Here is a 25,526-nt window from a genome sequence, read left to right as displayed (position 1 = left end):
CTGGTCTTCGCCTGTCTTCACCACGTACACCGCTCCTGCCGCCTGAGCCAGCTTGTAGAAAGGAAGCCGTTGCTGTTGCCGTTTACTCCCGCCCGCTCCGCACGTCGCCGCCGCCTGCTGCAGGTGGCCTTGCTGATGTGCGCCTGTGCACCGGCATTCGGGCTGGAAAAGGTGGCCGTGCAGCTGAAGTGGCGCCACCAGTTCCAGTTCGCCGGCTATTACGCTGCCCAGGACAAGGGCTATTACCGCGACGAGGGGCTGGAAGTGACGCTGCTCGACGCGCTGCCGGACGGCGATCCCGTGCGCAGCGTGCTGTCCGGCCGGGCCCAGTACGGCACGGGCAACAGCAGCCTGCTGGTGTACCGCGCCAGGGGTGAACCGGTCGTGGTGCTGGCGACGATCTTCCAGCATTCGGCGGCGGCGCTGTTCGTTCGCCGCACGCCGGATGGCAAGGCGCTACCGTTACGCAATGCGCGCATGATGCTCGCGTCCGGCGACGACGAACTGCAAGCCTACCTTTTGCGCCAGGGCGTGAAGCCGGCCGACCTGAAATTGCTGCCGCATAGCCGGCGGGTCGATGACCTGGTCGAAGGCAAGGTCGATGCGATGTCGGGCTACATCACGGAAGTGCCTTACCTGCTGGAGCGCGCGGGTGCGCGCTACGACGTGCTGTCGCCGCGCGCGGCCGGCATCGATTTCTACGGCGACAACCTGTTCACCACCGAATACGAACTGCGCGAACATCCCGAGCGCGCGCGTGCGATGCGGGCGGCCACGCTGCGCGGCTGGCGCTACGCGATGGAACACCCCGAGGAAATCGTGGACCTGATCCGCGCCCGCTACCCACAGGGCGCCTCGCGCGAGCACCTGATGTACGAAGCGCGCCAGACCGCGAAGCTGATGGAGCAGCCACTGGTCGAACCCGGCTACAGCAACCCGGCGCGCTGGCAGGCGATCGCCAATACCTACATCACGCTGGGCATGCTGCCGCGCAGCGTGCCACTGGAGCAATTCCTGTACCGCGAGCAGGTGCCGGACTCGCGCTGGCCACTGGTCGCGGCGGGCATGCTCGCGGCATTGCTGGGGGCCGCCGCCATCTGGCGGGTGCGCAGCGCGCGGCCAGGGCCGCTGCCGGCGGCTGTGGCACCGCCGGCGCCAGCGGCACCGGTGGCCGAACGCGCCCTCGATGCGGCCTGCGAGGGCGTGTGGGAATGGCATCCGCAAAGCGACGAGGTACGCCTGTCGCCGCGCGTCGGCGAATTGCTCGGCTATGGCGCGGGCGGGTTCGCGCCGGCGGATCGCGACGCCTGGCTGCAGCACGTGCACCCGGACGACCGGATGCACCTCGTGCACGAGATGTCGCGCATCGGCTCCGATCCCGTCGACGACACACTGCTGGTGCACGAATGCCGGATGCGCTGCCGCGACGGCGGTTTCCGCTGGACCGTGCTGCGCGGACGCGTGACGGAACGCAGCGGCGCGCTTCCCCTGCTGGCGAGCGGCACGATCGGGCCGGTGAGCGACCGCGCGGTGGCCGAGCGGGAACGGCTGTCCGGCGTGCTCGAAGCGATGCCCGGCGGCATCCTGATCGCCGACCGCGCCGGCCGCGTGAAGCAGGTGAACCGGGCCGCCGCCGCCTGCTTCGGTTACCAGCCCGGCGACATGGCCGGCTTGTCGATGGAATTGCTGGTGCCGGAAGTGATGCGCAGCGCCCCGGGCCTGCCGCGCGAACTGTTCTCGCGCCCGAACCTGCCGGGCCGCGTGCTGACGGCGCGGCGTGCCGACGGTGCCCACTTCCCTGCGATGGTGCACCTGGCACCGATCGAGATGGCGGGCCAGGGCCTGTCGGTGGTGTCGGTGCGCGACATGACCCAGCGCCAGCGCACCGAACAGGCGCTGCACGTCAGCTCGGAACGCTACCGGCTGATCGTGCAGACCGCGACCGAAGGCATCTGGATGCTCGAGGCGGGCGACCGCACGTCGTTCGTCAACCCGACGATGGCGCGCATGCTGGGCTACGAACCGGACGAGATGCTGGGCCGCCCCATGAGCGACTTCCTGGACGAGGACAGCGTGGCACAGCTGACGCGGCAGAACCAGCGCCGCCGCCCCGGCGAGGCGGAACAGGGCGATGCGCGCTTCTACCGCAAGGATGGCTCATCGATGTGGGGCTGGTGTCGACGACGCAGATCCACGCCGACGACGGCGCGTACACGGGCACGCTGGCGATGATCAGCGACATCACGGACCGGCGCCTGGCCGAGGTGGCGTTGCGCAATTCGAGCCAGCGCATGGCTTCCGTGTTCAATGCCGTCACCAATGGATTGATCGTGCTGAACAGCGAGGGCGTAATCCTCGAATGCAATGCGGCCACGGCCCGCATGCTCGGCCCCGCCGCCGCCAGCGGTGCACGGCTGTGGCCGGGCATGCACGAGGATGGCCGCCCGTTCGCCTCCGCCGAACACCCGGTGCAGCGGGCACTGGCCAGCGGCCGCTCGGTGCGCGACGTGGTGATGGGCGTGACGGGGGACAATGGCGCCATCTGCTGGCTGTCCGTCAACGCCGAACCGATGCGCGACGAGCTGGGCGCCGCCACGATGGCCGTGGCCAGCCTGACCGACATCACCGAGCGCAAGAACAGTGTCGACGCGCTACGGCAGGGCGAGCAGCGGCTGCAGGAAATCATCAGCATGATGCCGATCGGCCTGTTCCTGAAGGGCCCGGACCTGCGGCTGCTGTTGATGAATCCCGCCTGCGAACACCAGTTCGGCTACACGATGGCCGACCTGCACAACGGCAGCTACGCGCATTTGCACTCGCCGAAAGAGCTGGCCGAGTTTGCCCGGCGCGACCGCGAGACATTCGCGCGCGGCGAGCAGATCGACTACGAGGAAACGCTGTTCAATCCCGCGCTGCGCCAGCAGCTGACGCTGCGCACGTTCAAGAAACCCGTGTTCAACGAGCATGGCGAACCGGCATACCTGATCTGCATGTCGATCGACGTCACCGAGGCCAAGCGGCAGGAACAGGCGCTGCGCGAGCTGAACGAGCACCTCGAGGAACGCGTGGCGCAACGCACCGAGCAGCTCGACCAGGCCAAGAAGATCGCCGAGGAAGCCAGCCAGGCCAAGGGCCAGTTCCTGGCCAATATGAGCCATGAGATCCGTACGCCGATGAATGGCGTGATCGGCATGGCGCACCTGGCGCTGAAGACCGAGCTCGATCCGCGGCAGCGCGACTACCTGGAAAAGATCCGCTTCGCCGGCGAGCATCTGCTGGGCATCATCGACGACATCCTGGACATCTCGAAGATCGAAGCCGGCAAGCTCGATATCGAGCAGGTGGAGTTCCCGCTCGACCAGGTGATCGAAACGCTGACGACGGTGGTGGCGCCGAAGGCGGCCGGCAAGGAGCTGCACCTCGACATCGCCATCGATCCCGATGTGCCCCGAACGCTGCGCGGCGACCCGCTGCGGCTGGGCCAGGTGCTGATCAACTACGCCAACAACGCGATCAAGTTCAGCGAGCAGGGTACGATCGGCCTGCGCGTGCGGCGCGTGGCGGGCGACGATACCGGCTGCGTGCTGCGCTTCGAGGTCAGCGACGAAGGCATCGGCATGACGCAACAGCAGATGGGCAAGCTGTTCCAGTCGTTCGAGCAGGCCGACACGTCGACCACCCGGGCCTATGGCGGCACCGGCCTTGGCCTGGCCATCTGCAAGGAGCTGGCGCAGCTGATGGGCGGCGAAGTGGGCGTGTCGAGCGTGCCGGGCGACGGCAGCACGTTCTGGTTCACGGCCCGTCTCGGCATCGGCGGCACCGCCGCCCCTGCCGCCGCGCCGCCGCCGGCATCCGCGGCCGAACCGGCTTCGTTGAACGGTGCCCATATCCTGCTGGTGGAAGACAATGCCTTCAACCAGCAGATCGGCCTGGAAATGCTGGAAGAAGCCGGCGCCGTGGTGCGGCTGGCCGGCAATGGCGCGGAAGCGCTGGAGCAGCTGGCGGACGCCCGCTTCGACTGCGTGCTGATGGATGTGCAGATGCCGGTGATGGACGGGCTGGAGGCAACGCGCCGGATCCGCGCCGATGCGCGCCTGGCCGGCCTGCGCGTGCTGGCGATGACGGCCACCGCCACCAGCGATGAGCGCGAGCGCTGCCTGGCGGCCGGCATGGACGACTTCATCGCCAAGCCGATCCAGCCCGCGCTGCTGGTGCGCACGGTCGCGGCATGGTTGCCGGCGCGCCGCGCGAACAATGGCGGCGAGGGCGGTGATAATGGCGGTGACAATGGTGGTGACAACGGCGCCGGCGGTGCCGCCTTGCGCCGCCCGCCTGTGGCGCTGGCGGGCGACCCGGCAGTCATCGACCTTTCCGTGCTGGCCCAGGTGCTGGGCTACCAGCCGGACAAGATCCGCAATTTCGCGCTGAAGTTCCTGCAATCGGCCGAGGCCGGGATGGCGGAACTGGACGAAGCCCTGGCCGATGGCGACGTGACGCGCATCCGCGAACTGGGCCATCGCCTGAAGGCGGCGGCCCGCACCGTGGGCGCGATCGGCATGGGCGAGCTGTGCGAACGCATGGAAGCGCTGCCGCAGGCCGGCCCCGCGGCCGAACGGGGCGCCTGGGCGCTGGTCGGGCAATTCCGCCCGCTGCTGGGCCAGATCAGGGAGCACATCATTAACCACACAACCATTGGTGACAAGTGACATGAACCACGCCCTGCGCATCCTGCTGCTGGACGACGATGCCTTCATGCTGGAGATGCTGAAGGACATGTTGGGCGGCCTGGGTTATTCCAACGTGCATGCCGAAACCGATGCCCGCCGCGCGCTCAAGGCGCTGCCGGCGTTCCGGCCCGACGTGCTGGTGTGCGACCTGTCATTGCCTGAAATGGATGGCATCGAGTTCCTGCGCACCGTGGCCGATGGCGGTTTCGATGGCAGCGTGATCCTGCTGTCGGGCATGGACAGCGGCATCCTGCGCGCAGCCGAAACGCTGGCGATGGCGCAGGGATTGACGATCCTGGGTGCCTGCAGCAAGCCGCTGTCGAGCACCGCGCTGGGCGACCTTCTCGAGGTGGCCAGGAGCAGGCCCGCGCAGCTACACGGTGACAAAAAATAGGTTATTATTTGGTCCATCCCCGCCTGATTCCCTATTGCAAGCCTCGTTATCCGGCTCTTGATCGATCTGTCTTCAATCGTGATCGGTCATTGGGCTTTCCATCGGGGCTTTACATTGAGGCTTTCCATCGCGAGCTGTCATCGATGGACAGACATTGAATTGCTGTGCGACGGCTCCATTTGCCCTGCAACGGGCTGGTGGTCCCGAGGCAACGGCACCGGGCGCCAGGCGAACTTAATCTGATCCCGAAAGGGGAAAACAACATGAGCGAAAATATCAAACACATTACCGACGCGTCGTTCGAAGCCGATGTGCTGAAATCCGACCGCCCCGTGCTGGTGGACTTCTGGGCCGAGTGGTGCGGCCCGTGCAAGAGCATCGCCCCGATCCTGGAAGAAGTCGCCAAGGAATATGACGGCAAGCTGACGATCGCCAAGCTGGACGTCGATGCGAACCAGACCGTGCCGGGCAAGTTCGGCATCCGCGGCATCCCCACGCTGATCCTGTTCAAGAACGGCGTGCCGGCTGCCCAGAAAGTAGGCGCCATGGCAAAAGGCCAACTGACCTCTTTCATCGACAGCAATATTTGAGTAATATAGGTGGTGCTGCGCCCGCAGCACCACCTGCATGGCCGGGATCGCGGCATCAGCCCCCCGAATTTATTAGTCCACGCAGTTCCCTCCCCTACCCTACTTTCCCGTCACGGGACACTCAAACATCTATGCATCTATCTGAATTAAAGGCCTTGCACGTTTCGGCGTTGCTGGAAATGGCCATCAGTCTGGATATCGACAATGCGGCCCGCCTGCGCAAGCAGGAGCTCATGTTCGCGATCCTGAAGAAGCGCGCCAAGTCTGGCGAGCAGATCTTCGGCGATGGCGCCCTGGAAGTGCTGCCGGACGGCTTCGGCTTCCTGCGCTCGCCGGACGCCAGCTACATGGCGTCGACCGACGACATCTATATCTCCCCGTCGCAGATCCGGCGCTTCAACCTGCATACCGGTGACTCGATCGAAGGTGAAGTGCGCACGCCGAAGGATGGCGAACGCTACTTCGCGCTGGTCAAGGTGGACAAGGTCAACGGCGAATCGCCGGAAGCCTCGAAGCACCGCATCCTGTTTGAGAACCTGACGCCGCTGCACCCGAACGAGCCGCTGCGCCTCGAGCGCGAGATGAACGGCGCCGAGAACATCACCGGCCGTATCGTCGACCTGATCGCGCCAATCGGCAAGGGCCAGCGCGGCCTGCTGGTGGCGTCGCCGAAATCCGGCAAGTCCGTGATGCTGCAGCACATCGCGCACGCCATCACGGCGAACCACCCGGACGTGACGCTGATCGTGCTGCTGATCGACGAACGCCCGGAAGAAGTGACGGAAATGCAGCGCTCGGTGCGCGGCGAAGTCGTCGCCTCCACGTTCGACGAACCGGCCACCCGCCACGTGCAGGTTGCCGAGATGGTCATGGAGAAAGCCAAGCGCCTCGTCGAGATGAAGAAGGACGTGGTCATCCTGCTGGACTCGATCACCCGCCTGGCCCGCGCCTACAACACCGTGATCCCGGCATCGGGCAAGGTGCTGACCGGCGGTGTGGACGCCAACGCGCTGCAGCGCCCGAAGCGCTTCTTCGGCGCCGCCCGCAACATCGAGGAAGGCGGCTCGCTGACGATCATCGCCACCGCCCTGATCGAAACCGGCTCGCGCATGGATGACGTGATCTACGAGGAATTCAAGGGCACCGGCAACATGGAAGTGCACCTGGAGCGCCGCCTGGCCGAGAAGCGCGTCTACCCGGCGATCAACCTGAACAAGTCCGGCACGCGCCGTGAGGAACTGCTGATCAAGCCGAACGAGCTGCAAAAGATCTGGATCCTGCGCAAGCTGCTGTACTCGATGGACGAGATCGAAGCGATGGAGTTCATCCTCGACAAGATGCGCGCCACGAAGACGAACACCGAGTTCTTCGACATGATGCGCCGCGGCGGCTGAAGCCGCGAGAAGTGAGGCGCAAGGAGATTGGCCTTGCAGGGCCAATCCGTTTCGCAGGCGCATGGCAGTGCCATACGAAACCCCTGCTTCACCGCCGCGGCGGCTAAGCCTCCTTATCAGGCTCCGCAACGGCGGCCAGACTCAACCAGCAGCCGCCGAGCAACCGGTGTCTGACACCATTTATCCTCAGGGATAAATGGTGTCAGACACCGGTTTTTCTTTGCGCCGCCCCGTTTTCCGGTATAATCCCCGGCTGTTTTTAACCCCGGCAAGTGGGCGGCAATCGGGTCAAGAAGCTGTTCGACCGACGAAGTGCTGTTTGGCTACCAACTTTTGAGAGTAAAGCACCATGAAAAACGAAATTCATCCGGATTACCGCGAAGTTGTCTTCCACGACCTGTCCTGCGACTTCAAGTTCGTGACCCGTTCCACGATCAACACCCGCGACAAGATCACCCTCGACGGTAAAGAATACCCGCTGGTCAAGATCGAAGTCTCGTCGGAATCGCACCCGTTCTTCACGGGCCAGCACAAGATCGTCGACACCGCCGGTCGCGTGGAAAAGTTCCGCCAGAAGTTCGGCAAGGTCGGTTCCAAGACCGCTGTCTCGCAGGGCTAATCCCCCCGGGCATGAAAAAAGGCAGCTGCGGCTGCCTTTTTTTATTGTTATCACCGATACTCCTGTTTCCGAGTTCCGACCGCATTGATTGATGAAGCCAGTCCGCCTTCCCGCCTCCGCCGTGCTTGCCCTGCCCCGCTGGGGCCTGTTTGCCCTGGCCATGCTGTATATCCTGCCGGGCGTGATCGGCCGCGATCCGTGGAAGAACGACGATGCCGCCAGCTTCGGCATCATGTGGACGATGGCGCATGGCGCCTGGCAGGACTGGCTGTGGCCGAACATCGCCGGCATGTCGATGCCGGAAGAAGGCCCGCTGATGTTCTGGCTGGGCGCGCTGTGCATCAAGCTGTTCGGTGGCCTCTTTGGCGACGTGCTGGCGGCGCGCATCGCCACCATCGGCGTATTCCTGCTGGGCGTGCTGTCCCTGTGGTACACCACGTTCAACCTGGGCCGGCGACCCGAAGCGCAGCCATTGCGGCTGGCGTTCGGCGGCCAGCCCGAGCCGGATGATTTCGGCCGCACGCTGGCCGATGCGGCACTGCTGATCTACCTGGGCTGCCTGGGCTTCCTGCAGCACAGCCATGAAACCACGTCCGAACCGCTGCTGACGGCGCTGCTGGCCCTGACCTTGTACCGCTCGGTGCGCTATATGGAAAAGCCCTGCTGGCGCAATGCCGCGCTGATCGGCATGGCGCTGGGCCTGATGACGCTGGCGCGCGGCTGGGTGCCACCCGCCTTCTTGCTGGTCGCACTGTTCATCTGCACGCGCTTCCTGGCGATCCCGGCCGGCAAGGCGCTGCCCCACCTGCTGGCCTCGCTCGGCGTGGCGGTTGCCGTCACGCTGCCCTGGCTGGTGGCGGCAACGATCGCGCAGCCGTATGGCCAGTCGCCGCAGGCATCGTGGAATACGTGGAACATGGCCCAGCTGGCGTTGCCGAGCCTGCGCCCGCTGCAGATCCTCCTGCGCGACGGCGTGTGGTTCTTCTGGCCCGCCTGGCCGTTCGCGCTGTGGGCGGGCTACGCATGGCGCCGGCAAAACAACCTGCTGCACATCGTGGTGCCGACCACGTTCGTGCTGATCGCCACCATCATGCTGCTGATGCACCCGGCGCCGGAGCATGCCCAGCTGCTGATGCTGGTGCCGCCGCTGGCAATCATGGCCGCGTTCGGCCTGCTGACGGTGCAGCGTGGCGCCATCAATGCGATCGACTGGTTCTCGGTCATGGTGCTGACCCTGGGTGCGGCCTTGCTGTGGCTATTCTGGTATGCCCAGCTGACGGGCTGGCCGCCGAAGCCGGCCCATAACGTGCTGCGGCTGGTGCCCGGCTACGTGCCGGAAGTGAACTGGCTGGCGCTCGTCGTGGCCGGTGCCGCCACGCTGGGCTGGTTCCTGCTCGTGCACTGGCGCGTCTCGCGCCGGCCATCGGTGCTGTGGCGCGCCGTGGTGCTGTCCTCGGGCGGGGTGATCCTGATCTGGATCCTGTGGATGACACTGTTCCTGCCGCTCACCAACTACAACAAGAGCTACGCCACGGTAGCGCGACAGGCCGCGGCCGTGCTGCCGGCCGATACCGATTGTGTGACCAGCAATGCCGGGCCTGCCCAGCGCGCGTCGTTTGCCTACTTCGGCAAGCTGCCCTTCAACAGCGTGGACCAGCCGCAGTGCCGCCTGCTGCTGTGGCAAGACTATTCGCGCGGTGTGCGACGTGATCCGCCCGGCGACTGGACGCTGCTGTGGGAAGGCCGCCGCGTCAGCGACCGCAGCGAACGCTTCCGGCTGTTCCGCCGGACAGTGCCTTGACTTCGTTGCGCAGCAGCGCGTGCATGAGCGCACCAGGCGACGGGCACCGGGTGGCCGGTGTACCGGATATATATATGCTGTTCCATGTGACGCGGCGCAATGGTTTGCCGGGCTCCAACGGCCGCCGCCGATGGGGCGTTAAAACACGCAAAGCCACCTTGTAAATCTGGCTAGACAGACCGTAATTAACAGTTGCAAAACCTGTTGTGCATCAAGATTTTTTCTTCAGGAAACTAAAGACAAAGCTTGTGTGGCCCGGTATAGTCCACATATACGCTACGTTGCCGCCCGGCATTAAAGACCGCTTACAGGTCAACAGATATAAGCTGCCGCCCAGGCAGCGCCCGTGCCTCGCCAACGACACTCCGGCAGTGCCCCACCCCGCGTGCCGGATTAACCAGTTGGTGCTGAAGCGCCCCGCAACCGCGCTTCAGTGTCTTGCTAACGACAATACTTGTCTTGTTGAGTCTGCCACATGTTCAATTTCTATAAACTTCAGCTTGCGCTCAAGAACACCTGGGTGCGCCTTGCCCTCATCGTGTTGGCGGTCGCGGCCGTGGTTTTCGCTGTCATCCGCACCGAAGTGACGCAGGACACCAGCCCGGTCGTCCGCTCGCAAAACATCTCGGAAATCACGGCACTCGTTGGCCAGCGCGCCCGGCTCGATTACCTGCTGATCGCCCGCCCGCTGTCGGATTCGCCCCGCTATATCTACAAGTTCAAGGATTCGGCCCAGCTGCACGTGGTGAAGGTGCCGAGCACCTCGCACCTGAGCCTGGAGCGTGAAGTCCTGCTGCGCAACGGCCTGCCGTACGCGATCGCGAAAGAGGACTATCTGGCCCAGCACAAGGCCGTGCTGCTGGACGACGGCGGCCAGATGGCCAGCGTGACCGCCTTCCTGCAACGCCACGCATTCGACATCTTCCTCGTCGTGCTGCTGCTGTTCGTGCTCAAGTTCGGCATTCCCGGCATGGGCGGCGCTTCCGCATCCGTGATCTCGCCGGACAAGCTGAAGGGTTCGATGGACGACCTGATCGGCATGGAAGACATCAAGCAGGAAGTGCTGCACCTGGAAGACATGATCCGCAACCGCGAAGTCTACAAGCAGCACAATATCGACAAGCCGTTCAACGTGATGCTGACGGGCCCTGCCGGCACGGGTAAAACGAAGCTGGCCGGCTACCTGGCCAAGCGCCTGGGCTACCCGCTGATCTCGGCCTCCGGTTCGGCGCTGGAATCGGGCTACATCGGCGGCGGTTCGAAATCGCTGAACGCGCTGTACCGCAAGGCAGCCGCACGCGGCAACTGCATCATCTTCCTCGACGAAGCCCAGGCGCTGTTCATGCCCCGCGGCCGCGGCGAGAAGAAATGGGAAGACGACACCGCGAACACCCTGCTCGGCCTGCTGGACGGCGTGAAGAGCGACGAAGGCAAGGGCGTGATCTGGGTCGTGGCGTCGAACTTCGACGACAACAATTCGCAGATGGATGAAGCGATGCTGCGCCGCTTCTCGGTGAAGATCAACTTCCGCCTGCCGAACAAGCAGGAACGCAAAGAACTGCTGAGCTCGTTCCTGAAGCGCAAGGAAGACGGCCTGGTGGACTGGAGCGACATGAACCTGGACCAGATTGCCGAGATCACCCAGAACCTGTCGCCGGCCCTGCTGGAAACCGTGGTCGACCGCGCTTCGCTGCTGTCGATCCAGGACAAGACGGTGATCAACACCAGCCTGATGTTCCGTGCCTTCGAGCGCGCCACGATCGGCCTGACCGACCGCGCCACCACGGCCGAGAAGACCCGCCAGCGCGAGCGCATCGCCCTGCACGAACTGGGCCACTTCTTCATGCAGATCGACCCGTTCCTGCGTGCCGGCATGACGCTGGACGAAGTGAAGGAAAAGTCGCACCTGCTGAAGATCAGCACGGAATCGGTCTCGAAGCTGAACGCGCTGGGCTACGTGCTCTCCGCCGGTGACGACATGTCGCTGCGCACGCTGGAAGAACTGGAACGCGACGTGATGCAGCTGTACGGTGGCGTGGCGGCGGAAGAACTGTTCTACGGTGCCCGTGGCATCTCGGTGGGCAGCCAGAACGACATCCAGAAAGCGACCTCGATGCTGCACACGATGGTCAACAGCCTGTCGATGTATTCCCGTTCCAAGCTGGACTACAGCCAGTTCAAGAACGAGATGAGCGGCGAGCACACGCTGGTGCAAGTGGAAGCCAAGGCGGACGAACTGTACAGCGAGACGCTGAAGTCGATCGGCGACTATCGCGACGTGATGGAATCGCTGAAGGACGTGCTGATGGAACAGTATGTGCTGACGAAGGACGACGTGTTCAAGCTGCTGCACGAACGCCTCGACCCGGCACCGCTGCGCCTGGCAGCATAAGGCGCCCCGCTCCAGATACGACAAGGCCCGCTGATGCGGGCCTTTTGCCGTTGGTGCGCATCGCTTTACATCAGCGGCGCGCGATCATCTGCACGTTCACGTCGTTGGCTGCCACGCGCGATTGCGGCAGCCGCTCGAACCCGCTGATCCGCACTTCGTCGCCATGGTCGCGGAATGTGAGCTCGGCACCGCTGTCGGTCACGAAAGTGCCGGGGCCAATCGGGCGCAGCCGGGTGGAGACGATTGTCCGGACGCTGCTGTCGGCACGCTGCATCTCGCGCAGCGTGTCTTTCAGCTGGACATAGTAGTGATTGCCGCGCTGGACGAACCGGGCGACCTGGCCGTTGCTCAGCGAATAGGAGTTGGCGAATTCCGAGAATTCGTTGACGCCCAGCGTGTAGGACTGGCGCGGTGCGGTAACGGACACGCTCGCCTGGTCCTGTGCCTGCGATGCTGGTGCCTGTGCTGCTGCGAATGGCGACAGGATGGCCAGGATGACTGCTGCTGCGCCGATGATCGATTTGTTCATGTGATTCTCCGAAGTGGTTGCCAGGTGGTCACCGCCTCTTATGTAATGTGCGGCGACGTATGTAAGGTAACAAAGACAACTTCGGGAAGGCAGCGGGAAGCGATGAAGCGCAGAAAACGGGGGATGGAATGCATGGCGCCCTGCATGGAACGACTTACGGCCGGGAGTCATGGATGGGTGGGATCGCCTGGCTCGCCGGCTGCCGGTCGCGCGGGACCAGAAGGCCGCGCCTTCGCCACACTGCACGTGCGCGCCGAGGGCGCGGACATGCACGACATTAGCGACAGGCGAAGCTGGCGCATGCCGTTTCCACGCTACATCCGCTCAAGAACCGGTCCTAGTCGTTGACATGCCGTGCCATGGCCGGCGACAGGTTGACGTCGATGGGCGGGATGCCTGCTCCCCTGGCATAGTGGGTGTGGAGCGCGTGCAGATTGTCCGCCGTGATGACGCGGCCGGCGTCGCCCGGATTGTGCGACTGCAGGCACTCCGAGATCATTTCCTTGAGCAACAGGCCACGCAGATCCCGCTCCGCCGTCCCACGGGATGCGATCACCATCACCTTGACATTCGATATGTTGATGGGAAACACGATCGCCGCGCTGCCCTTTTGGGCGATATCCATTTCCTTGAAAAGATCCTCGATGTCCATGACGTTGCCGTCGCCAAAATCGACGCCGGCAAGGGCATCTTCCAGTCGGCGGATCTGATGCGCCATGTCTGTTATCCGGGCGCGCACCACGCCTCTCACCGTGGCCTGGCTGAACGTTCGACCCAGTAACCGTGTGTAATGTGCCGCGTTGCTACCCAAGGGTACAGCATCGGTTCCGGTAAGCTCGATGACCATGCGATCACCGGCGATCTTGGCATGCATGCAGATCGTTCGCAGGTCGACGAAAACCGCGCCAAGCCTGGAGGCGACCGCGCTACCACCGCTGGCGCCACCGTGGACCTGCAGTTCATTGTCCCAGGTAGCTCCGCTCAACCTGCCGCAGAAAATCTCCACGCACTGCGCATAATGGTCCGCGTTGATCAGCCGCTGCTGGCACGTCGACTGGTAGAACTTGCCGGGGTTCATCTTGCGATAGCCAAAAGCGTCCTGGATTTCACTTGAAACGCCATGCGCACTCTCGTGTATCAAGGTTCTCGAGAGGTTATCGACACCCTCCTTGGTAACGCGGGGGAGCTTGATCGGTGCGGCAGTCCAGTTCCGGAAAAAACCTGTGCCGTGGACGCTCGTGCCTGCGCCCCAGCCGAGGAAGGCGTTGGTATCGCTGATGGACAGGCCCTCCTCCGGTTTCTGGGCCCAACGCTTCAGGATCCAGGCCATGTCCTTCAGTGTCTCGGCCGCCTTGCCGGCGTGGGTGGCGCCGAAAACCTTCTGGATGGCCGTTTCCGCATTCACCTGTGCGTCCGAGCCCCGGCTTTCGCCGAGCGCCGTGACAAGCGACGTGACCTCGGCGCAAGCCTTGGTCGCGGCCTTGGCAAACCGTCGCTTTTCCTTGTCGTTCGGCGCGCGTTCAAGCGACGTTGGCAGCGCAGTGTCCGGGATCGCTGGCGGCAGCTTCATGCGGTAGTCGGAGCTGCTCCGCCGCAAGCGGGCATGGTTGGCACAGTAAAACGAGCCCAGCACCGTTACGTTGCTGCAGTGCCTGCCAAGAGATGCATCGAAGAATATACAAGACATTTTCCGGCCCTCCGAAACAACGGACTCCACGCTGGAAATGATACGCCGTTCGGCACTCCGGGGAAATTTGAAAGATCGTGGTGGCCCGGAAAGCGGGGATCGGTGCCAATTCGCCACACCTTGTTGGCAGGATGACTTTCTGCGCCCATTGCAATCTGCGCTGCCGGCTAGCGAAGCCTGGTGTCGGAACTGGCAAGGCGATGGCGCCGATCGCCCCTGCTATCCATTACGATACTGGCAATACTTTATTGGTCGCATGCAGGGTTGCTCCTGCTGGGCAAATCAGTGATAATGCACGGCGCGTCGCCGGGATGGCGGAATAGGTAGACGCACGGGACTCAAAATCCCGCGCCGCAAGGCGTACCGGTTCGATTCCGGTTCCCGGCACCACGAACACGTATCACGTAGTCCAGCAGCGATCAACGACCCGCATGCCTCTCAGGCATAGCGGGTTTTTTGTTTGCCAGCAGTATCCGATGCCGCTCTTCCATCAGAAAGGACCGAAGGATGAACCTGCGTGACAATGCATCAGATTCAAGGGATCTTGAGCGGGCAGTCGAGCTGCTCTGCGCCACACCGGTGCTTATCCGGTTTTCCAATGCGGTCGGCTCATCGATCGAAGCAGGGATCAAGAAGCTGCCTGCGAAGGTCAAAGACGGCATTCAGGCAGCTACCGAGAAAGGCCTGACGCAATCGATCGCATTGGCGGAGCGGACACTGGGCAGTGAAAAGCAGGAAGCCTGGACGGCATCGCATACGCTGGTTGCGGCTGCAAGCGGAGCGATCGGTGGATTCTTCGGCTTCACCGGGTTGCTGGTAGAAATTCCGGTAACCACCACCGTCATAATGCGGTCGATTCTCGACATCGCCCGGAGCGAAGGACACCGGATCGCCGACCGGCAGATCCAGCTTGAATGCCTGAGCGTGTTCAGTCATGGTTCCAAGCAGCAGGAAGACGATGACGATACCGAGATCGCCTATTACGTCGGCAGAGCTGCAATGGCGGAGCTCATTTCGGAAACAGCCAAGGCGCTTGGCAAGGTCGCTGCCGACAATATCGCCAAGGGAGTATCGGCAAGCTCGGCGGGTAAATGGCTCGCCCAGCTGATCCATGCCATTGCTGTGCGGTATGGCATTGTCGTCACCGAGAAGGCTGTATTACAGGCAGCGCCTGTGATCGGGGCCGTCACAGGCGCCACCATCAATGGACTGTTCATGGATTTTTACCAGGACGTGGCACGCGGCCATTTCATCGTGCTACGGCTCGAGACGATCTATGGAGAAGACATCGTTCGGCAGGAGTTCGAACGCATCCGCAAAGTACAGCGTTCACTGGCCACCTGAGTGTCGAGTTTCATGTGATAGGTGCTTGTCGCAGGCGGACCTCGTTCCATGCAAAGGCCGGTTTCGATGGCCTGGCATCGCCTGCGTTGGAAAACAGCATATACGCTCGGAAGATTTCGGCGGACTCGTGGATGCGGACCACGCATGAGGGCCGCAAGAATCATCCGGTAATCAATCCTCCTGCGGCGCTGTCCACACCAGGTTCCACAAATGCCCATCGATATCCTCGAACCCCTGGTCGTACATGAAGCCGTGGTCCTCGGGCGGATGCGGCGTGCGGCCACCGGCGGCGACGGCCCTGGCGATCAGGCTGTCCACTTCTTCCCTGCTCTCGCAACTCAGGCAGATGATGACCTCGTTGGCCTCCCTCGCCGACACGACGGGCTTGTCGATCAATGACTTGAAGAAGGATTCCGTCATCAGCATCGCGTGGATGCTGCCATCCACGATGTTCATGAAAGCGGCGTTTTCACCGGAATACTGCGGATTGAAGCTGAAGCCGAGTGCGGAAAAGAATGCCCTGGATTTGTCCAGGTCCCTGACCGGCAGGTTGAAGATGACTTGCTTGTTCATGATGCCCCCTTATAAAAAGTGGGGCGGATGACGGGCCGCCCCTCCTGACGACGAACGGCGGTGCATGGAATCGACAAGGCACGCAAAAAAATCCGCCTCGCCCGCGTTCACATCCGCATTTACAGCATAAATACAGCCCATTTCCGCATCCGTGTCGCAAAATTCACGCCGCTGCCTTACATTGGCATCGCCACGAACACCGGGAACCGCCATGAAACTCCACACCTACTTCCGCAGCTCTGCCGCCTACCGCGTGCGCATTGCGCTGAACCTGAAGGGCATCGAAGCCGAGCTGTTGCCCGTACATCTGCTGAAGGACGGCGGCCAGCAATTCGGTACCGCGTATGACGCGCTCAATCCGCAGCACCTGGTGCCGCTGCTGGAGGACGATGGCCTGGTGCTGCCGCAGTCGCTGGCGATCATCGAATACCTGGACGAGACCCATCCGCAGCTGCCACTGCTGCCGCCCGATGCGCGTGGCCGGGCGCGCGTGCGTGCGCTGTCGCAGGCGATCGCTTGCGATATCCACCCGATCGACAACCTGCGCGTACTGAAATACCTGAGTGACACGCTGGGCGTTACGCCCGAGCAGAAAAGCGCGTGGTATCGCCATTGGGTGGCGCTGGGGCTGGAAGCGCTGGAGCGCCAGGTCGCGGGTGCCGGCGATACCGGCCTGTTCTGCCATGGCGACACGCCGACGATGGCCGATTGCTGCCTGGTGCCCCAACTGTACAACGCGCGCCGCTTCGACTGCGACCTGGATCCCTATCCCACGCTGACCGCGATTGCCCGGCGCTGCGAAGCGCTGCCGGCGTTTATCGCCGCCAGCCCCGAAAACCAGGCGGACGCTGCCTGAAATCGCTGCGGGAATGGCATGGCAGCGTGATGATGCCATAACGACAAGACCCCGATTCTCGCCGTTGCACGATCGATAGGCATTGCCGGGACGGCGGTTCGAATGTATCCGCAAGTATCCGCAGGCGGCCTGGACAATTTCGGCCGTTTTTTCGATACACCTCGACATGGCCCATATACGTGGCGGTGGCCTACTGTGAACATCCACTCACCGAAAGGAAACGCCATGAAAAACCCTGCCTCCCGCTTCGCCAGCACGCTCCTCGCCCTGTCCCTGTCCCTGGCGGCGGCGCTGCCCATGAGTGCCCATGCCCAGGTGGCCGGTCTCGGCCGCGTCGACCTGCTGAAGGAAAACCTCACCGTGCCCGGCAAGGAACTGGTGCAGGTGCGGGTAGATTTCGCGCCCGGTGTCAAGGCGCCCCGCCACTCGCACCCTGGCGAAGAAGTCGCCTTCGTGCTGGAAGGCACGCTGGAGTACCAGATCGATGGCCAGCCCCCCGTTACGCTGACGGCCGGCCAAACGTTGTTCATCCCGGCCGGCGCCGTGCACTCGGCGCACAACGTGGGCAGCGGCGAATCCAGGGAACTGGCCACGTATATCGTGGAGAAGGACAAGCCGCTCGTGAAGCTGGCGAAATGACGGCGCGGCATGCCGGCTTGCCGTCGCCTGCTTAAGAACGTATGCTTCACGCCGGCGTTCCAGCCGGTAAGCCCACTGCCCGACCCTGTGTTGCTGCCTGCCGCAGCCCGCCGTTCCGGCGCAGGACTGTCTTGCCGCACAGGCTGAAAAGTCCGCGCGCTGTGGCATCACCCATCCGTGGCGCCGCGATCAGCGGCTTCTTGCTACTAATGCCCGATGGCCTGCCGCCCGGCGGGCGCGACCGGCCGCTTGCCGGGCAGCACAGGAGGAAACGCATGAGCTTTAACCGGTCCGCCGCCAACGGCCGGTCCCGCACCGACTTCGACCTGAAGGATGCCCTCATGGTCGGTGTGATCGTCTATGCCTGTTCCATCGTCGGCATCTATACCGCGGTCCCCGGCGTGCTCGCGGCATTCTGGCCACCCAATGCGGTACTGGTCGGCCTGCTGCTCAGGCGTGCCCATCCGCCTGGCGTGGCGCACTGGATCGCGGCGGTCGCCGGCTATGTGCTGGCCGACCTGACGATGGCACACAGCTGGCCGAAGACCATCATGCTCGTCTCCACGAATTTCGCCGGCATCTCGGTCTGCTATCTGCTGTTCAAGCGCATGAGCGCCGACTACCTGGGCTTGCGCCATCCGCGCTCGATGCTGGTGTTCGTGCTGGTGGTCACGGCCGGTGCGGCGGCGGCCGGCGTGAGCGGCATCTTCATCCACCCCGTGCTGTTCGGCGGCACGCCACTGAACGGCTTTGCCTTCTGGTTCACCACGGAACTGGTCAACTACATTGCCATGTTGCCCGTGATGCTGACCATGCCCAGGCTGTCGCACCCGTTTTCCTGGCGCATGCGCAGCAGCGACTGGCCAGGCTGGCGCGTCGAGCAACTGGCCCCGCTCGGCGCCTTCGCCGGCAGCCTTTGGCTGGGAACCGTGCTGGGCGGTCCGGGAGTGGTGCCCTATCCCGTTCCGGCGCTGCTGTGGTGCGCGTTGACCTACAGCCTGTTTGCCACGGCCGGCATCACGTTTGTTTTTTCCGTGTGGACCCTGCTGGCCATTTCCAGCGGCGCGCTGGTGATCGGCGTCAGCGTCGACAGCCCGCAGGCGATCATGTCGCTGCGCGTCGGCGTGATCCTGACGGCGCTGGCGCCGCTGACGGTCGCCAGCGTGATGATGGCACGCAATGAGTTGCTGGCCAGGCTGAAGCATGCGGCTTCGCACGATCCACTGACGCATGTGCTCAACCGGGGTGGCTTCCTGGCTGCCGCGCAGGCTTTGCTGGCTGTTCCGGCGCGGCTGAAAACGCCGTCGGCGATCGTGCTGATGATGGATATCGATTTCTTCAAGAAGGTCAACGACACGCACGGCCACGCGGCCGGCGACGAGGTGCTGACCGGTTTTGCGCGCCTGGTCGAGGGCTGCCTGCGCAAGGGCGATTTGCTGGGCCGGCTTGGTGGCGAAGAGTTTGCCGTGCTGTTGCCGGAATGCGGCCTGCACGATGGCCTCGCCATTGCGCAACGCGTTTGCGACACCTTCGCCGCCCAGCCGACCAGGCTGGCGGACGGCACGCAACTGCACGCCACCGTCAGCATTGGCGTGGCGCACTGGAACGAGCCGGGAACGCCGGTCGAAACGATCCTCACGGCGGCGGACGCGGCACTCTACGATGCCAAGCGCGCGGGCCGCAACAGGGTCGTCGCCAGTGCAGCGCTCGCGATGGGCAAGATCTCGGGCTGATCGTGTCCGCGCGTAACGGCAGGCTCATGCCTGTTCGCGGCGCTCCCTGATCAGCGCATAGCCGGTCTCCCTGTCCGGCAGCACGCCGGCCTGTACGAGCCGCGACACGATACTGCCATCGGTGCGGCCCAGCTGCGCGGCGATTTCGCCGATCGGCCTGCCGGCCTCGAATTGCTGGAGCAAGGTATCGGCATCGTCGCCGGACCACTTCTTGCCCGCATTGGCCAGCACCACGCCGTTGCGCACCACGGGCGCGCGGCGCCTTGGCCTTGCAGGCTCGACTACCAGCATGCCCTGCAAGGCATTGCGTGCGATGAACAATGCGCGGATGACTTCGGGCATCGTGCACGCGTCGCCTTCGCGCAGCGGCTCGCCGATGCGCGGGTCGGTGCCCAGCGCCAGCTGTTCGAGGAGGATGGCTGCCTGTTCCGGGGTCATGATGGGCCTTTCACTCAGCGGTTGACGCCCCATCGTAGACCCCGCAATCATGGCTGGGGGCGCTTCGGCGATCGCCGCTGGTGCGCCTCAACGGCAAACGACATCAGCGGAACCGGCATTTCAAGCGGTCTGGTCAGTGAAGCAGACAGGACATGGCGTGGGCATGAGTGCAGCCATGAGTACTACAGGCCGAAGTCTCAGCGGTCTTTATAAGGTGCGGCGCGCAAGGTATCGGGGGCGGGATCGGGCGGGCTGGTGTCGATCTCGCACAGCCAGGACTGCGCGTATTCGACCGTTTCGCCGTGGCGGTTGCGGATGCGCTCAAAACCCGTGAGCGTGAAACGGTTATCGCCGCACCACAGGATGCGGGGATCGATCAGGGTCTCGCGGATGACTTGCGAATCGTGTTCCATCAACCGGGCCAGCTTGACGGGGCGGCGCAGGCCCTGGTCGTCGGTGTCGAGGATGCGCAAGTCGCCGAAACGCGGCGCGGCCCGGTCGCCCAGCACGCGGCTGGGGAGCGAGACGCCCCCCATGCGCAATTTGACCATTTTGATTCTCATGCTTGCCCACCAGAAAATATACTGTGTTTTTATACAGTATATCAGCAGCGGGAAGGCATGCCGTTATTTTGGCAACGCTGGCTAATGCGGCATCACCGTTCCGCCACCGAGCCGCTGCACTTCCTCGACGGCTTTCTGCGCGTTCTCTTTCGACAGGATCACGCGTTTGCCGTCGCGGTCGGCGTTCTTGCGAGGGATGAGGCTGCCGGTCGGCGTGTAGGCATCCTCGAACACGGGCTCCTCGCCGGCCGGCCCGCGCGCGGCGCAAGCGGACAACAGGAGAGCAGCCGCAAGGCAGGCGGTTTTCACCGGTTACTGCCCATCGCATTGTTCATCGACTGGGCATCGTGGAGCATCTTGCCGGCATCGTCGCGCGACAGGACGAGGGTCTTGCCGTCCTTGTCCACCTTCTTGCGCGGAATATTGCTGCCAGTGGGCACGTAGCTGTCGTCTTCGCTGAACGTGTTGACCTGGTCGCCGGGAGCGGGAGCGGCACATGCAGTCAACAGCACGGCAGCGGACAAGATGGCATATCTCATGGAATCCTCCGGATAGTCGAGTATTCCAGCGTATCACCGCTTTTTGCGCATGTGCCCGCTTGCCGTATCTAAAAGACAATTTCGCGACAATTGGCGATAAGTTGTAAAGTCATCATACAACCGGATGGGCGTGGGTGGCGTGCTGGTATAATCGGCACTTCTCGAGGATACCCATGCGCATGACCGCTACCACCACCACTCCCGCCGCGCCGAAAAAGCGCCACCGCAACCTTGCCCAGGGCGTGGTGGAAAGCATTGGTGCGAGCATCCGGGAAGGCGTGTTGAAGCCGGGCGAAAAATTGCCGACCGAATCGGTGATCATGGAACTGCACGGCGTGAGCCGCACGGTGGTGCGCGAGGCGATCTCGCACCTGCAGGCCGCCGGCCTGGTGGAAACGCGGCATGGCATCGGCACCTTCGTGCTGGAACCGCCGGCGCCGGCGCTGCTGATTTCGCCGGATACGATCCGCACGATCGAAGACGTGCTGGCGATCCTCGAATTGCGGATCAGCCTGGAAACGGAATCCGCATGGCTGGCTGCGGCGCGCCGCACCGACCAGCAGGTGCAGGACATGGGCGAAGCGCTGCAGCGCATCCTGCAGGGCGGCTCGATCGAGGCGGACATGCAGTTCCACATGCTGATCGCGCAAGCCACCGGCAACCGCTATTTCGTCGATATCCTCACGCACCTGGGCACCACGATCATCCCGCGCGCGCGCCTCAATTCCGCACAGCTGTCGCATGACGAACCATCGGCCTACCTGCAGCGCGTGAACCGCGAACACGAAGACATCTTCCACGCCATCGAACGCCGCGACCCGGAAGGCGCCCGTGCCGCGATGCGCACCCACCTCTCCAACAGCCGCGAACGGCTGCGCAAGGCGCAGGAAGAAAGCGCTGGCAGCTGAAGTTGCCGGGAAAATGGGGTACGTCCCCATTTTTCAGGAAACATTGCTTGGAAAATAGGGTACGGAAGGAATGTTGGCTTGCAAGCCAGCATCGCTACGCCGGCAAGGAGCGATGCTCCTTGAAATCCCGGCTATGCCCCCATTTTTGGAGCAACAATCGACGCACCAAAACGCTTGCCCTGCTTCCGATATAGTTGTACGATGTCATACAACGATGGCGAGCCATCACAACCCTTTATCCGTTGTTCATTTCTTGAGAAGCGAGACACACATGCAACCGTTAGAACTCCAAAAAATCCTGAACCATGGCCTGCTGTCGTTCCCGGTAACCGACTTCGACCAGGAAGGCAACTTCCGCGCCGACACGTACGCGAAGCGCCTGGAATGGCTGGCGCCGTACGGCGCCTCGGCCCTGTTCGCGGCTGGCGGCACGGGTGAGTTCTTCTCGCTGACTCCCAACGAATACGGCGACGTGATCAAGACCGCCGTCGACACCTGCCGCGGCGTGGTGCCGATCCTGGCCGGCGCCGGCGGCCCGACCCGTCAAGCCATCGCTTACGCCCAGGAAGCGGAAAAGATCGGCGCGCAAGGCATCCTGCTGCTGCCGCACTACCTGACCGAAGCGAGCCAGGATGGCCTGGTGCGCCACGTGGAAGAAGTCTGCAAATCCGTCGATTTCGGCGTGGTCGTGTACAACCGTGGCGCCTGCCGCCTGACGGCCGACTCGCTGGAAAAGCTGGCCGACCGCAACCCCAACCTGATCGGCTTCAAGGACGGCATCGGCGACATCGAACTGATGATGTCGATCTGGCGCCGCCTGGGCGACCGCTTCAGCTACCTGGGCGGCCTGCCGACGGCGGAGATTTATGCCGCCGCGTACAAAGCCCTCGGAGTCCCTGTATACTCGTCGGCTGTCTTCAACTTCATGCCGAAGCTGGCGATGGACTTCTATCACGCTGTCGCCAACGACGACCGCGAGACCCAGAACCGTCTGATCGACGAATTCTTCCTGCCGTACCTGGCCATCCGCAACCGCAAGGCCGGTTACGCCGTGTCGATCGTCAAGGCCGGCGCGAAGATTGCAGGCTACGACGCTGGTCCGGTGCGCGCACCGCTGACCGACCTGAACGAAGAAGAATTCGCGATGCTGGAAAAACTGATGCGAGCACAAGGCCCGCAGTAAAAGGAGAACACATGCAGCAGATTAAAGGTGAAATGATCATTGGCCGTTCCGTCGTGAGCGGCAAGGAAGGCTCCGTCAAGGCCATCGATCCGTCTCGCAACGAGCAGATCGAACCGGCTTTCGGCCTGGCTTCCCAGGCCGAGCTGGACCTGGCCTGCAAGCTGGCGGACGAGGCGTTCGATCGCTACCGCGAAACGACGCCGGAACAGCGTGCCAAGTTCCTGGAAACGATCGCCGACCGCATCATGGACCTGGGCTCGACCCTGGTCGAACGTGCGATGCAGGAAACGGGTCTGCCGCAGGCCCGCCTGGAAGGCGAGCGTGGCCGCACCTGCAATCAGCTGCGCCTGTTCGCCAAGGTCGTGCGTGACGGCCGCTACCTGACCGCCACGCTGGACTCCGCGCTGCCGGACCGTGCACCGGCACCGCGCCCGGACATCCGCCTGCGCAAGATCGGCCTGGGCCCGGTTGCCGTGTTCGGCGCCAGCAACTTCCCGCTGGCCTTCTCCGTGGCCGGTGGCGACACCGCTTCGGCGCTGGCGGCGGGTTGCCCGGTCATCGTGAAAGCCCACTCGGCCCACCTCGGCACCTCCGAGCTGGTCGGCAAGGCTGTACAGCAGGCGGCGATCGAGTGCGACATGCCGGAAGGCGTGTTCTCGATGTTGATCGGTTCCGGCCAGACCATCGGCCAGAATCTGGTAGCGCACCCAGCCATCAAGGCCGTGGGCTTCACCGGTTCCCGCGCAGGTGGCGTGTCGCTGATGAAGACGGCCGCTGCCCGTGAAGAGCCGATCCCCGTGTATGCGGAAATGAGCTCGATCAACCCGGTGTTCATCCTGCCGGGCGCACTGGCTGCCAACGAAAAGCTGCCGCAGCAATTCGCCGATTCGCTGACGCTGGGCGCCGGCCAGTTCTGCACGAACCCGGGCCTGCTGATCGCGCTCGATTCGCCGGCACTGGACAAGTTCCTGGAAGGCGTGAAAGTCGCGCTGGCAGCAAAAGGCGCCGCCACGATGCTGACCCCGGGCATCCACTCCGCCTATAACAAGGGCGTGGCGCAACTGGCCGGTATCGAAGGCGTGAGCCTGGTTGGCCAGGGCAAGACGAGCGAAGTGCCGTGCGGCGCAGTGGCTGCACTGTACGAAACCTCGGGCGAGCATTTCCTGGCCAAGCCGGAACTGGAAGGCGAGATCTTTGGCCCGACGTCGCTGCTGATCCGCGCCAAGGACGAAGCTGAACTGGTAGCGGTAGCAGAACACGTCGAAGGTCAGCTGACCGCCGCCGTGCACGCGACTGGCGACGACATCGCTGTCGCCCGCAAGCTGCTGCCGACGCTGGAACGCAAGGCCGGCCGCATCCTGTTCAACGGCTTTGGCACCGGCGTGGAAGTGTCGCACGCCATGGTGCACGGCGGCCCGTTCCCGTCCACGTCGGACAGCCGCTCCACCTCGGTGGGCGCTTCGGCGATCGACCGCTTCCTGCGCCCGGTCTCGTACCAGGACGTGCCGGCCGAGCTGCTGCCGGCCGCGCTGGACAGCGCCAATTCGCTGGGCATCCCGCGCGTCGTCGACGGCGAGCTGGTGCTGAAGTAATGGCGAACCCGTCGATCGAACGTATCGACGGCGTGCATTGCGCGACGGGCGAAAGCCCGGCGTGGGATGCCGCTGCCCGGGCGTGGTACTGGGTCGACATTCCCGCGAAGCGCGTCTGGCGGCTCGCTGCCGCCGGCAAGGCGCGCTCGTGGGACCTGCCCGAGATGGCCGGCTGCGTGGCACCCCGTGCCCGTGGCGGCCTGATCGCGGGCATGGAAACGGGCATTTACGACGTGGACCTGTTCGACAACGGCACCGTGGCCACCACCTTGCTGGGCAAGCCCGCCGACCTCGGTGCCGGCATGCGCTTCAACGATGGCCGCACCGACCGCCAGGGCCGCTTCTGGAGCGGCACCATGTTCATGGACATGGCTGCCGCAAAGGACATCGGGCAGCTGTACCGCTACGATGGCAACGGCCTGTCGCAACCCGTGGTGTCCGGCCTGCTGACGCAGAACGGCCTGTCGTGGTCGCCCGACGGCAAGACGATGTACCTGTCCGATTCGCACCCGAAGAGCCGCCTGATCTGGGCCTTCGATTACGACATCGCAACGGGCACGCCGTCGAACCGCCGCGTGTTCGCGAACCTTGCCGACCACGTGGGCCGTCCCGATGGCGCCGTGGTCGATGCCGATGGCTGCTACTGGATCTGCGCCAACGACGCCGGCGCCCTGCTCCGCTTCACGCCTTCGGGCAAATTGGACCGCCGCATCGACGTGCCGTTCGCGAAACCGTCCATGTGCACGTTCGGCGGCGCTGATTTACGGACAATGATCGTGACTTCGATCGTTTCCGGCAAACCGGAAGATGCCGAATGGGGCGGCAGTGTCATCCTGCTGAACCCGGGTGTGCAAGGGTTGGCGGACGCTACGTGCGCGTTCTGATGTAAATCGTCATACCGGAATCACGGCTGAGCCCGTGTCCACCTTGGGGTCAACCCTCAAAGTGGACACGGGCTCAGCTTTTTTACGGACGAGTTCGTGTCCGAAATCGGGGTTGACCCCATGGTAGACACGGGCTCGAGT

24 protein-coding genes and 1 tRNA gene are annotated in these 25,526 nt (G+C 63.7%); 17 read left to right on the top strand and 8 right to left on the bottom strand.

Features of this window, described 5'->3' with window-relative positions; genetic code table 11:
- Window positions 1–69: 69 nt before the first annotated feature.
- The 8 genes from EWM63_RS16215 to EWM63_RS16180 all read left to right on the top strand — a co-directional run bounded on the left by EWM63_RS16215 (window position 70) and on the right by EWM63_RS16180 (window position 11,917).
- Window positions 70–2,232, top strand: a complete 2,163-nt coding sequence (locus EWM63_RS16215) for an ABC transporter substrate-binding protein (RefSeq protein WP_130187464.1) — start codon at window positions 70–72, stop codon at window positions 2,230–2,232.
- The gene (locus tag EWM63_RS16210; RefSeq protein WP_229487310.1) at window positions 2,175–4,706 is read left to right on the top strand and encodes a PAS domain-containing hybrid sensor histidine kinase/response regulator; all 2,532 of its coding nucleotides are present in this window, start codon (window positions 2,175–2,177) and stop codon (window positions 4,704–4,706) included. Before EWM63_RS16215 ends, EWM63_RS16210 begins: the two co-directional genes overlap by 58 nt.
- Before the next feature lies 1 nt (window position 4,707).
- Window positions 4,708–5,121 (top strand): response regulator, encoded by a 414-nt coding sequence (locus EWM63_RS16205; RefSeq protein WP_229487308.1) that lies wholly within the window; start codon window positions 4,708–4,710, stop codon window positions 5,119–5,121.
- A gap of 263 nt (window positions 5,122–5,384) precedes the next feature.
- Window positions 5,385–5,711 carry a thioredoxin TrxA gene (gene trxA / locus EWM63_RS16200; protein ID WP_107140476.1) on the top strand — a complete coding sequence of 109 codons (327 nt, stop codon included), beginning with the start codon at window positions 5,385–5,387 and terminating at the stop codon, window positions 5,709–5,711.
- A gap of 131 nt (window positions 5,712–5,842) precedes the next feature.
- Window positions 5,843–7,105, top strand: coding sequence for a transcription termination factor Rho (gene rho, locus EWM63_RS16195; RefSeq protein WP_130187463.1), 1,263 nt, complete (start codon window positions 5,843–5,845; stop codon window positions 7,103–7,105).
- 349 nt (window positions 7,106–7,454) lie between these two features.
- Window positions 7,455–7,724: a type B 50S ribosomal protein L31 gene (locus EWM63_RS16190; RefSeq protein ID WP_130187462.1), complete on the top strand. Its 270-nt coding sequence runs from the start codon at window positions 7,455–7,457 to the stop codon at window positions 7,722–7,724.
- A gap of 91 nt (window positions 7,725–7,815) precedes the next feature.
- A complete protein-coding gene (locus tag EWM63_RS16185) occupies window positions 7,816–9,525 on the top strand; it encodes an ArnT family glycosyltransferase (RefSeq protein WP_130187461.1) in 1,710 nt (569 codons plus the stop codon).
- 475 nt (window positions 9,526–10,000) lie between these two features.
- On the top strand, window positions 10,001–11,917 hold the full coding sequence (locus EWM63_RS16180) for an AAA family ATPase (RefSeq protein WP_130187460.1): 1,917 nt from the start codon (window positions 10,001–10,003) through the stop codon (window positions 11,915–11,917).
- A 70-nt stretch (window positions 11,918–11,987) separates the two neighbouring features.
- Here the strand turns inward: EWM63_RS16180 and EWM63_RS16175 are convergent, their stop codons facing one another.
- Window positions 11,988–12,446: a hypothetical protein gene (locus tag EWM63_RS16175; protein WP_130187459.1), complete on the bottom strand. Its 459-nt coding sequence runs from the start codon at window positions 12,444–12,446 to the stop codon at window positions 11,988–11,990.
- A gap of 337 nt (window positions 12,447–12,783) precedes the next feature.
- A complete protein-coding gene (locus EWM63_RS16170) occupies window positions 12,784–14,016 on the bottom strand; it encodes a hypothetical protein (protein ID WP_130187458.1) in 1,233 nt (410 codons plus the stop codon).
- A gap of 422 nt (window positions 14,017–14,438) precedes the next feature.
- Between EWM63_RS16170 and EWM63_RS16165 the strand changes: the two genes are divergently transcribed.
- Window positions 14,439–14,523, top strand: a tRNA-Leu gene (locus tag EWM63_RS16165).
- 117 nt (window positions 14,524–14,640) lie between these two features.
- The gene (locus tag EWM63_RS16160; protein WP_130187457.1) at window positions 14,641–15,477 is read left to right on the top strand and encodes an EcsC family protein; all 837 of its coding nucleotides are present in this window, start codon (window positions 14,641–14,643) and stop codon (window positions 15,475–15,477) included.
- A 171-nt stretch (window positions 15,478–15,648) separates the two neighbouring features.
- On the opposite strand, the gene EWM63_RS16155 is transcribed toward EWM63_RS16160, so the two are convergent.
- Window positions 15,649–16,050, bottom strand: coding sequence for a VOC family protein (locus tag EWM63_RS16155; RefSeq protein ID WP_130187456.1), 402 nt, complete (start codon window positions 16,048–16,050; stop codon window positions 15,649–15,651).
- Window positions 16,051–16,059: 9 nt separating this feature from the next.
- Complete coding sequence (locus tag EWM63_RS16150; protein ID WP_130187455.1) at window positions 16,060–16,263, bottom strand: hypothetical protein; 204 nt, start codon at window positions 16,261–16,263, stop codon at window positions 16,060–16,062.
- Between EWM63_RS16150 and maiA the strand changes: the two genes are divergently transcribed.
- The 3 genes from maiA (at window position 16,262) to EWM63_RS16135 (ending at window position 19,278) form a co-directional block, all read left to right on the top strand.
- Window positions 16,262–16,906, top strand: a complete 645-nt coding sequence (maiA, locus tag EWM63_RS16145; protein WP_130187454.1) for a maleylacetoacetate isomerase — start codon at window positions 16,262–16,264, stop codon at window positions 16,904–16,906. The genes EWM63_RS16150 and maiA overlap by 2 nt on opposite strands.
- Window positions 16,907–17,131: 225 nt before the next feature.
- Complete coding sequence (locus EWM63_RS16140) at window positions 17,132–17,545, top strand: cupin domain-containing protein (protein WP_130187453.1); 414 nt, start codon at window positions 17,132–17,134, stop codon at window positions 17,543–17,545.
- A 275-nt stretch (window positions 17,546–17,820) separates the two neighbouring features.
- A complete protein-coding gene (locus EWM63_RS16135) occupies window positions 17,821–19,278 on the top strand; it encodes a GGDEF domain-containing protein (RefSeq protein ID WP_165390841.1) in 1,458 nt (485 codons plus the stop codon).
- Between the two features lie 24 nt (window positions 19,279–19,302).
- Here EWM63_RS16135 and EWM63_RS16130 read toward each other — a convergent pair whose 3' ends face one another.
- The 4 genes from EWM63_RS16130 to EWM63_RS16115 all read right to left on the bottom strand — a co-directional run bounded on the left by EWM63_RS16130 (window position 19,303) and on the right by EWM63_RS16115 (window position 20,818).
- The gene (locus tag EWM63_RS16130) at window positions 19,303–19,716 is read right to left on the bottom strand and encodes a hypothetical protein (protein WP_130187451.1); all 414 of its coding nucleotides are present in this window, start codon (window positions 19,714–19,716) and stop codon (window positions 19,303–19,305) included.
- Window positions 19,717–19,913: 197 nt separating this feature from the next.
- Window positions 19,914–20,267: a hypothetical protein gene (locus tag EWM63_RS16125; RefSeq protein ID WP_130187450.1), complete on the bottom strand. Its 354-nt coding sequence runs from the start codon at window positions 20,265–20,267 to the stop codon at window positions 19,914–19,916.
- A gap of 93 nt (window positions 20,268–20,360) precedes the next feature.
- Complete coding sequence (locus EWM63_RS16120; RefSeq protein WP_130187449.1) at window positions 20,361–20,588, bottom strand: hypothetical protein; 228 nt, start codon at window positions 20,586–20,588, stop codon at window positions 20,361–20,363.
- Entirely contained in the window at window positions 20,585–20,818 is a 234-nt protein-coding gene (locus EWM63_RS16115) for a hypothetical protein (protein WP_130187448.1), read from the bottom strand. Before EWM63_RS16115 ends, EWM63_RS16120 begins: the two co-directional genes overlap by 4 nt.
- 179 nt (window positions 20,819–20,997) lie before the next feature.
- On the opposite strand from EWM63_RS16115, the gene EWM63_RS16110 reads away from it, so the two are divergent.
- The 4 genes from EWM63_RS16110 (at window position 20,998) to EWM63_RS16095 (ending at window position 25,385) form a co-directional block, all read left to right on the top strand.
- Window positions 20,998–21,726 carry a FadR/GntR family transcriptional regulator gene (locus EWM63_RS16110; protein WP_130187447.1) on the top strand — a complete coding sequence of 243 codons (729 nt, stop codon included), beginning with the start codon at window positions 20,998–21,000 and terminating at the stop codon, window positions 21,724–21,726.
- Window positions 21,727–21,997: 271 nt separating this feature from the next.
- Window positions 21,998–22,909: a 5-dehydro-4-deoxyglucarate dehydratase gene (kdgD, locus tag EWM63_RS16105; protein WP_130187446.1), complete on the top strand. Its 912-nt coding sequence runs from the start codon at window positions 21,998–22,000 to the stop codon at window positions 22,907–22,909.
- 11 nt (window positions 22,910–22,920) lie between these two features.
- The gene (locus EWM63_RS16100; protein ID WP_229487306.1) at window positions 22,921–24,501 is read left to right on the top strand and encodes an aldehyde dehydrogenase (NADP(+)); all 1,581 of its coding nucleotides are present in this window, start codon (window positions 22,921–22,923) and stop codon (window positions 24,499–24,501) included.
- A complete protein-coding gene (locus tag EWM63_RS16095; RefSeq protein WP_207221101.1) occupies window positions 24,501–25,385 on the top strand; it encodes an SMP-30/gluconolactonase/LRE family protein in 885 nt (294 codons plus the stop codon). The genes EWM63_RS16100 and EWM63_RS16095 overlap by 1 nt, the downstream gene beginning before the upstream one ends.
- Window positions 25,386–25,526 lie beyond the last annotated feature (141 nt).

Origin of the sequence: Pseudoduganella lutea (genome assembly GCF_004209755.1) — a bacterium.
GTDB classification, from domain to species: Bacteria; Pseudomonadota; Gammaproteobacteria; order Burkholderiales; family Burkholderiaceae_D; genus Rugamonas; species Rugamonas lutea.
This window is presented reverse-complemented; position numbering and strand designations above follow the sequence as displayed.

Bases quoted from the DNA above. Each gene is read 5' to 3' on its own strand.
- EWM63_RS16135 (WP_165390841.1), top strand. From the start codon at position 17,821: ATGAGCTTTAACCGGTCCGCCGCCAACGGCCGGTCCCGCACCGACTTC.
- EWM63_RS16170 (WP_130187458.1), bottom strand. From the start codon at position 14,016: ATGAAGCTGCCGCCAGCGATCCCGGACACTGCGCTGCCAACGTCGCTT.
- EWM63_RS16185 (WP_130187461.1), top strand. From the start codon at position 7,816: ATGAAGCCAGTCCGCCTTCCCGCCTCCGCCGTGCTTGCCCTGCCCCGC.
- EWM63_RS16150 (WP_130187455.1), bottom strand. From the start codon at position 16,263: ATGGCGGTTCCCGGTGTTCGTGGCGATGCCAATGTAAGGCAGCGGCGT.
- EWM63_RS16190 (WP_130187462.1), top strand. From the start codon at position 7,455: ATGAAAAACGAAATTCATCCGGATTACCGCGAAGTTGTCTTCCACGAC.
- rho (WP_130187463.1), top strand. From the start codon at position 5,843: ATGCATCTATCTGAATTAAAGGCCTTGCACGTTTCGGCGTTGCTGGAA.
- EWM63_RS16175 (WP_130187459.1), bottom strand. From the start codon at position 12,446: ATGAACAAATCGATCATCGGCGCAGCAGCAGTCATCCTGGCCATCCTG.
- trxA (WP_107140476.1), top strand. From the start codon at position 5,385: ATGAGCGAAAATATCAAACACATTACCGACGCGTCGTTCGAAGCCGAT.
- EWM63_RS16130 (WP_130187451.1), bottom strand. From the start codon at position 19,716: ATGACCCCGGAACAGGCAGCCATCCTCCTCGAACAGCTGGCGCTGGGC.
- EWM63_RS16095 (WP_207221101.1), top strand. From the start codon at position 24,501: ATGGCGAACCCGTCGATCGAACGTATCGACGGCGTGCATTGCGCGACG.
- maiA (WP_130187454.1), top strand. From the start codon at position 16,262: ATGAAACTCCACACCTACTTCCGCAGCTCTGCCGCCTACCGCGTGCGC.
- EWM63_RS16125 (WP_130187450.1), bottom strand. From the start codon at position 20,267: ATGGTCAAATTGCGCATGGGGGGCGTCTCGCTCCCCAGCCGCGTGCTG.
- EWM63_RS16205 (WP_229487308.1), top strand. From the start codon at position 4,708: ATGAACCACGCCCTGCGCATCCTGCTGCTGGACGACGATGCCTTCATG.
- EWM63_RS16115 (WP_130187448.1), bottom strand. From the start codon at position 20,818: ATGAGATATGCCATCTTGTCCGCTGCCGTGCTGTTGACTGCATGTGCC.
- EWM63_RS16160 (WP_130187457.1), top strand. From the start codon at position 14,641: ATGAACCTGCGTGACAATGCATCAGATTCAAGGGATCTTGAGCGGGCA.
- EWM63_RS16100 (WP_229487306.1), top strand. From the start codon at position 22,921: ATGCAGCAGATTAAAGGTGAAATGATCATTGGCCGTTCCGTCGTGAGC.
- kdgD (WP_130187446.1), top strand. From the start codon at position 21,998: ATGCAACCGTTAGAACTCCAAAAAATCCTGAACCATGGCCTGCTGTCG.
- EWM63_RS16155 (WP_130187456.1), bottom strand. From the start codon at position 16,050: ATGAACAAGCAAGTCATCTTCAACCTGCCGGTCAGGGACCTGGACAAA.
- EWM63_RS16140 (WP_130187453.1), top strand. From the start codon at position 17,132: ATGAAAAACCCTGCCTCCCGCTTCGCCAGCACGCTCCTCGCCCTGTCC.
- EWM63_RS16180 (WP_130187460.1), top strand. From the start codon at position 10,001: ATGTTCAATTTCTATAAACTTCAGCTTGCGCTCAAGAACACCTGGGTG.
- EWM63_RS16110 (WP_130187447.1), top strand. From the start codon at position 20,998: ATGACCGCTACCACCACCACTCCCGCCGCGCCGAAAAAGCGCCACCGC.